Source organism: Streptomyces sp. NPDC088707 (genome assembly GCF_044752725.1).
GTDB lineage: Bacteria > Actinomycetota > Actinomycetes > Streptomycetales > Streptomycetaceae > Streptomyces.
The window spans coordinates 45,351-51,677 of the sequence record NZ_JBIVLV010000020.1 but is presented as its reverse complement, the minus strand read 5'-3'; the positions used below and the strand labels follow the sequence as shown (position 1 = coordinate 51,677).

Below are 6,327 nucleotides of genomic sequence, written 5' to 3'. Positions count from 1 at the left end.
GGGCTTCAGGCCCCGCTGGTCACTCCCGGTGGGTGGGGTTGGGTCAGGCGTGGACAACTGCGCGCTACTCCGAGTAACACTCCCCGGATTAAGCCTCATAAGGGGCGAATCACCATTATCGGGCGATGAAAGTGCAAGAAACTCACGCCGACCACTCCTCACCACCCACCGGGAGTGACCAGCGGGGCCTGAAGCCCAGCCAACCGGCTACCGCGACTCGCCAAGCCGAGCCGGGCCGCCCCATTCAACGACCGCGCACCCCGAACCGACCGACGGAAGCCCACCCCGCCCCGCCACAAACCAAGCCCCCACCCACCGACCGTCAGACGCAAGCGGCGAGCGGCCACTGCCCGGGCCCCCGCGTGGCCACGCCCCTCGGCCGCCCTCCGAGTGTGAAAAGGCGGCCTCCGCCGCCGGGTCAAGGGTGGGCGCAGCCCATCGGCGAAGCCGACGCGACGCAGGAGCGCCCTTGACGCGGTGGTGGAGGCCGCCACACTCGGAAAGAGGGCGGCCGCACCAGAAGCCCACAAGCGCACTCGCCCCAGAAACCCCCAGACCCCAACCCCCTGGACCCAGGTCGATCAATGGCCCGTCAGCACCGGCGCCCGCAGAAGCCGAAGCCTCCCTTCCCCCTGCCCCACGCCCACGAGTCCTGGACCGCCCAGGTGCTCGTGACCGCAGGCGAGGGTTTCTCCGAGATCCCTTCGGCCCCCCGTCCCTTCCCCCGTTAAGGTCATCCCAAGGGCGGGGTCGTAGCACAGAGGTAGTGCGCCGCGATGACATCTCGGAGGACGCCGGTTCGAATCCGGTCGCCCCGCCCCCTTACCCCTCGGAGGCGGCGTCCGTGCGCCGGCGGACAGCCCACGCCCTGGCTCTGCTCTCCACCGCGCCGCTGCTCCTCGTCCCTGGCCGGCCGCCCCCACCCTGCCCGACCCTGCCCCAGCCCCCTCAGGACCCGCTCGGCATCGCCGACACCGCCGCCGCCGAGATCTTCCTGGCCTCCTCCTCGCACGTCTCCGCCGGGTGGCGCTTCCCGCCCAAGGACACCACCACCTTCAGGTTTCCTGCGCGGACGTACAGCGTGCACGTCGTGTCACCGCTGCGCGGAGCGCTCCAGAAGGCCTCGTCTGCGAAGGCGATGCCCGTTTCCGGGCGTTCGCCCTTCGCCTCGTCGGCGAACTCCTGCTCCTGGCGCCGTGTGCCGTTCTCTTTCGTGCCCGCGCTGCGGCGCAGTTCCCAGCGGACCACCGCGTGCGCGTAGTAGTTCCAGCCGTCCGGCTGCGGCTCGTCCTTGTCGTTCCAGGAACACCTGGTCTCCGCGCGGTCCGAGTAGTCGATGTACTGGTCCTGGTCGGGGCGTCGTTCCCCCGGCACCGGCAGGGCCGCGGCCACCTCCGAGCAGACCGGCATGGCGATGAAGCGGTCCGGCGGTCCGGCGCCGAGGACATCGTCCTTCAGGTACCACCAGGTCCCGCCGCCCACGACCGCCAGAGCCACCCCGGCGGCGACGAACCTGCCGGTCCTGCGGGGGCGGCGGGCCGGTGCCGCGTCCACCCGGGTGGCCACGGCGGTCGGTGCGGCCGCCCCGCCGCCCGGTGGCAGGATCACCGTCCGCTCCCCGGCCCGGTCGTCGTCCGCGCCGGCCAGTAGCCGGTCGACGCTCCGCCGCTGTTCCCCGATCGCCGCGTGCACCGCGGGCGGCCACTGCCGTGCCGCCGGCGCCGCCGGCCCCAGTCGTGCGAGGAGCTGTGCGGGCGTCGGGCGGGCCCCCGGGTCCTTCGCCAGGCACCACGTCACGAGCGGGCGCAGGTCGGCCGGTACGGCGGTGAGGTCCGGCTCCGTGTGGACGACGTTGTACAGGGCCTGGAAGGTCGAGGGTCCGGCGAAGGGGCTCGCCCCGGTCGACGCGAGCGTCAGGACCGAGCCGAGCGAGAACACGTCGCTCGCCGGGCCGAGTTCCTTCCCCTCGGCCTGCTCGGGCGACATGAACGCGGGTGATCCGACCACCAGTCCCGTCCCCGTCAGCTCGGTGACGTGCCCGGCTCCCGCCTCCGCCGCCCGTGCGATCCCGAAGTCGATGACCCGGGCCCCGTCCTCCGCCAGCAGCACGTTCTCGGGCTTCAGATCGCGGTGTACGAGCCCCGCCCGGTGGATCTCCTCCAGCGCCGTCGCCAGTTGCACGGCGAGTCGCCGTACCGTCTCCACGGGCAGCGTCCCGGTCCGCTCGACCGCCGCGCCGAGCGACGGCCCGGCGACGAACACCGACGCGAGCCAGGGCGTGGCGGCCTCGGTGTCGGCGTCCATCACGGCCGCCGTGCACGCGCCGGACACCCTCCGCGAGGCCGCGACCTCGCGCCGGAACCGGGCGCGGAAGTCCTCGTCGGCGGCGAGGCGCGCGTGTACCTGCTTCACGGCGGCGAGCCGTCCGTCCGGCGCGGCGCCGAGGAACACGCGTCCCATGCCGCCGCGGCCGAGCTCGGACAGCAGCCGGTACGGGCCGGCGGTGCGCGGGTCGGTGGGTCCCAGGGGCCGCATCACCGGGCGCCCTGCGCCTGCGCCTGGGCCTTCGCATGGGCTTTAGCCTTCAGCGCGGCCATGGCCTGCTTCCCGAGGTCCTCCGTCACGGCCTCACACGTCCCCACGGGGTAGTTCGTGCCCTTGACCAGGACGAACAGCTCGGCGTTCACGTCCCGGCCGTACAGCACGCAGTACTTGCCGTCCGGCTTGTACCAGAGGGCCTCCTGCACGAAGCCGAGCGTGGAGACGCGCAGGGTCTTGCCGCGTATGTACATCCCCTCGTAGTGGGACTTCGACTGCTCGGCTCCGGTGAGCCCGCCGTTCTTCGACCGGTAGACGCTCCAGATGACGACGATCTCGTCGCCCGAGCGGGTGTTCCAGGTGCACTGGTTCTGCTGTCCGTCCGCCGAGGTGGTCGGCGGCCCGCCGCCCTTGACCGGGAACGGGGTGAAGCCGGCGGGCCGCTTCATCGCCGTCCCGGCCTCCGCGCAGCTCGGGATCGTGCCCTTGTAGGTGTCGGCCACCTGGTTCAGCGGTACGTTCCCCGGCGTCGGTACGGGTTCCGGCACGACCATGTAGTACATCTCGGCCGCCCAGCCCGTCGCGGCGAACACCGCCCCGGTGACGGCGAGGGACCCGGCGGCCACGGCGGCGGCGATCCACCGGCGCTGCCGTCGGGAACGCCGTACGGGCACGGGCACGGGTACGGTCGCGGCCGGTCCCGCCTGTGCCGGGACCGTGCTCACCAGCCGCTCGACCTCCGCCGCCTGCTCCGCGATCCGCCGCTGTACGCCCTCCGGCCACGGCTGCCGCAGCGGAGCCACCGGGCCGATCATGGCGAGGACGTCCTGCGGCGAGGGCCGCAGGGCCGGGTCCTTGGCCAGGCAGGCCGCGACGATCCCGCGCAGGCCCGGCGGCACGCCGTCGAGGGCGGGTTCGGCGTGGGCGATGGAGTGCATGAGGGCGGGGACCGAGGTGCCGCTGAACGGTGTGGTCCCCGTGCAGGCGACCACCAGCGTGGCGCCGAGCGCGAACACGTCCGTGGCGGGCGTCGGGGCCTCGCCCCTGACCTGCTCGGGTGCCATGAAGGCGGGGGAGCCGATGAGCGCGCCCGTGTGGGTCAGCTTGGTCATCTGGTCGGTGGCGCGGGCGATGCCGAAGTCGATGACGCGGACCCCGTCGTCGGTCAGCAGCACGTTGGACGGTTTGAGGTCGCGGTGGACGAGTCCGGCCCGGTGGATGTCGGCGAGGGCCTGCGCGAGGCCTGCGGCGAGCCGCCGTACGGCCTCCTCGGGCAGGCCTGCCGACGCGGGCGCCGCCGTGGACGCCGGTACCGCTGCCGCGCCCGCCCCCGACGCGGCCACCGCCTCGCTCAGCGAGGGCCCCGGCAGGAACAGCGACGCCAGCCAGGGCGTCTCCGCCTCGGGGTCGGCCTCGACCACCGGTGCCGTGTAGGCGCCCGACACCCGGCGCGAGGCGTCGACCTCCCGCCGGAACCGCGACCGGAACCCGGCGTCGTCGGCCAGGTCGGCGTGCACCTGCTTGACGGCGACGAGCTGTCCGTTCGCCGCCGTCCCGAGCAGGACCCGGCCCATCCCGCCCTGCCCGAGCACCGCGACCGTACGGAACGGCCCCACCTGCGACGGATCGTTCGGCCCGCGTGGCTGCATGCTGTCGTCACCCTCCCCCGAGAACGCCTGGGGAGTCTAAGGGCTGTACGGGTGCGCCGACTTGGGCGCCCCTCCCGCGCGATCCGTCCCTGCGGTCACGTCCTAGTTGAGCCGTGCCCGCGCCGCCTGCGCCCGGCGCCGGACCGTGGTCGCCGACTCCGGGTCCACCGCGTCCATGACCTGCGCGTACGCCTCCATCTCCGCCGCTCCGGTCAGGAAGTCCCCGCGCTGGACGAGCAGCTCGGCGCGCTCGTAGCGGAGTCTCGCCGGGTGGGAGGGGAGGAGCAGGGAGAGTTCCACCGCCCACAGGGCCACGTCGGAGCGCTCCGGGCGGGGGGCCGCCCAGGCGCGGATGTTGTTGAGGACGCGCAGCACGATCGCGCCGGGCTCGGCGGGCCGGAGCATCGAGCGGTCGAGGGCCTCGCCCGTCGCGCTCGTCACCAGGAGCTCGGCGTCCGGGCCCGTCATGGCGCGACCGCCCGCGAACGGGTCGGCGAGGTTCAGGTCGGCGGGGTCGCCGAAGCCCACGACGAAGTGGCCGGGCAGTCCGAGCCCGTACACGGGGGCGCCGGCCCGCCGTGCGACCTCCATCCAGACCACGGAGAGCAGGATGGGCAGGCCGCGGCGGCGTCGGAGCACCTCGTGCAGGAGCGAGGACTCCAGACGCTGGTAGTCGGCGGGCACGCCCTCGAAGCCCTCCCGGGTGCCGAGGAGGTCGGCGAGGGCGGTGGCCCAGTCGCCGACGATCCGGGTGGCGTACGGGACGAGCCCGGCGAGGCGGTCGAGTTCGATCTCGGCCTCGTTCAGGACGTGCCGGGTGACGGTGGGGTCGGCCACCGCTCCGATCAGCAGGCAGAGCCGGGCGAGGTCCGGCCGCTCCGACCGCGCCTCCTCCGCGAACTCCCGCCGCCAGTCGGGCGGCTCCGGGCTCTCGCGGGCGTCCTCGCCCGCTGCCCCGTCCCGCCGTGGTGCTCCGTCCTCCGGTCCGTTCTCCGGCCCGTCCTCCGGTGGTGGTACGTCCTCCGTCACGCCTCCGTCACGCCTCCGCCCATCGGTAGTGGTGGTAGTGGTGGTGCGGCGTGAAGCCCATCCCGTCGTACATCGTCCGCGCGCCGTCGTTGTCCGCCTCCACCTGGAGCCAGGCCGCCGACGCGCCCTCGTCGAGGGCCTGCCGGGCGAGCGCCGTCATGACGGACGTCGCCAGGCCCCGGCGCCGCTGTCCGGGGTCCACCTCGACGGCCATGAAGCCGGCCCAGCGTCCGTCGACCACGCACCGTCCGATCGCCGCAGGTACCTCTCCCGTGCCCGCCACGGATGCGAACCACACACTCGGGCCGGACGTCAGCACCGACCGTACAGCCGGGCCCGGTTCGCCGAAGCGCTGATAGCGGCGGAGCCACGACTCGTCGACGGTCCGGGAGAGGCGTACGGCGGAGATGTCGGCGTCCAGGTCGCCGATCGGGGCCAGTGCCGCGATCCGCACCTCGGCGGAGACCTCGCGCCGCCAGCCGTGCCGGTCGAGGGCCGCGCAGAGCAGCTCCTGGGTGCCTTCGGCGCCGGTGGCGGTCTGGACGTACGCGGGGAGCCCCCGGGCCTCGTACCACGCGCGTACGTGCGTCAGGGCGTCGGCGACCGGCAGCCCCGGGTCACCGAGCGGGAGCACCGAGTTGGCCCGCCGGGTGAAGCCGTCGGAGGCCCGCAGGGTCCACTCGCCGAGCATCTCGCTCTCGACCGGCCGCCACGCGCGCGCGGTGGCGCGGGCCAGCTCGGGAAAGGTGGCGGAGGGGCCGCGCCGGCGGGCCGGGGCGGCCGGGACGATCTTCCCGGCGACCAGGGTGGATTCCGCGATCCGGACGCTCTCGCCGCTCTTTCGTGTGATCAGCAGCACAGAGTTGTCCCATGATGTGAGAACGCCGACCGCGTCGGTGAACTTCTCACCCGCGGCCGGTGAGTCCGTCACGTACCGAACGGAGACACGTTTTCCCACGTCAGCGCCGGTAATTCGGACCTCAAGGCGTCCTCCGCCGGTGAATTCCACAGCTTCTCCGCCCCTCCTGTTCGGATCGCCCCCGAGAACGGAGATACTAGGTGCGGGCATCGACGACGCCGCGCTCCCGCGCAGACCAGCCCTATCGAGGAG

At 73.6% G+C, this 6,327-nt stretch carries 4 protein-coding genes and 1 tRNA gene; 1 reads left to right on the top strand and 4 read right to left on the bottom strand.

Annotation, left to right across the window (positions count from 1 at the left end):
* Positions 1 to 744: 744 nt before the first annotated feature.
* Positions 745 to 819 (top strand) — tRNA-Val (locus ACIP84_RS37725).
* A gap of 129 nt (positions 820 to 948) precedes the next feature.
* Here the strand turns inward: ACIP84_RS37725 and ACIP84_RS37720 are convergent.
* The 4 genes from ACIP84_RS37720 to ACIP84_RS37705 form a co-directional block, all read right to left on the bottom strand.
* Positions 949 to 2,535: a serine/threonine-protein kinase gene (locus tag ACIP84_RS37720; protein WP_401804707.1), complete on the bottom strand. Its 1,587-nt coding sequence runs from the start codon at positions 2,533 to 2,535 to the stop codon at positions 949 to 951.
* Positions 2,535 to 4,187 carry a serine/threonine-protein kinase gene (locus ACIP84_RS37715; protein WP_401804704.1) on the bottom strand — a complete coding sequence of 551 codons (1,653 nt, stop codon included), beginning with the start codon at positions 4,185 to 4,187 and terminating at the stop codon, positions 2,535 to 2,537. Before ACIP84_RS37715 ends, ACIP84_RS37720 begins: the two co-directional genes overlap by 1 nt.
* Positions 4,188 to 4,289: 102 nt before the next feature.
* On the bottom strand, positions 4,290 to 5,216 hold the full coding sequence (locus ACIP84_RS37710) for a tetratricopeptide repeat protein (RefSeq protein WP_401804701.1): 927 nt from the start codon (positions 5,214 to 5,216) through the stop codon (positions 4,290 to 4,292).
* Between the two features lie 7 nt (positions 5,217 to 5,223).
* On the bottom strand, positions 5,224 to 6,225 hold the full coding sequence (locus tag ACIP84_RS37705; protein ID WP_401804698.1) for a GNAT family N-acetyltransferase: 1,002 nt from the start codon (positions 6,223 to 6,225) through the stop codon (positions 5,224 to 5,226).
* Between the last annotated feature and the right edge of the window lie 102 nt (positions 6,226 to 6,327).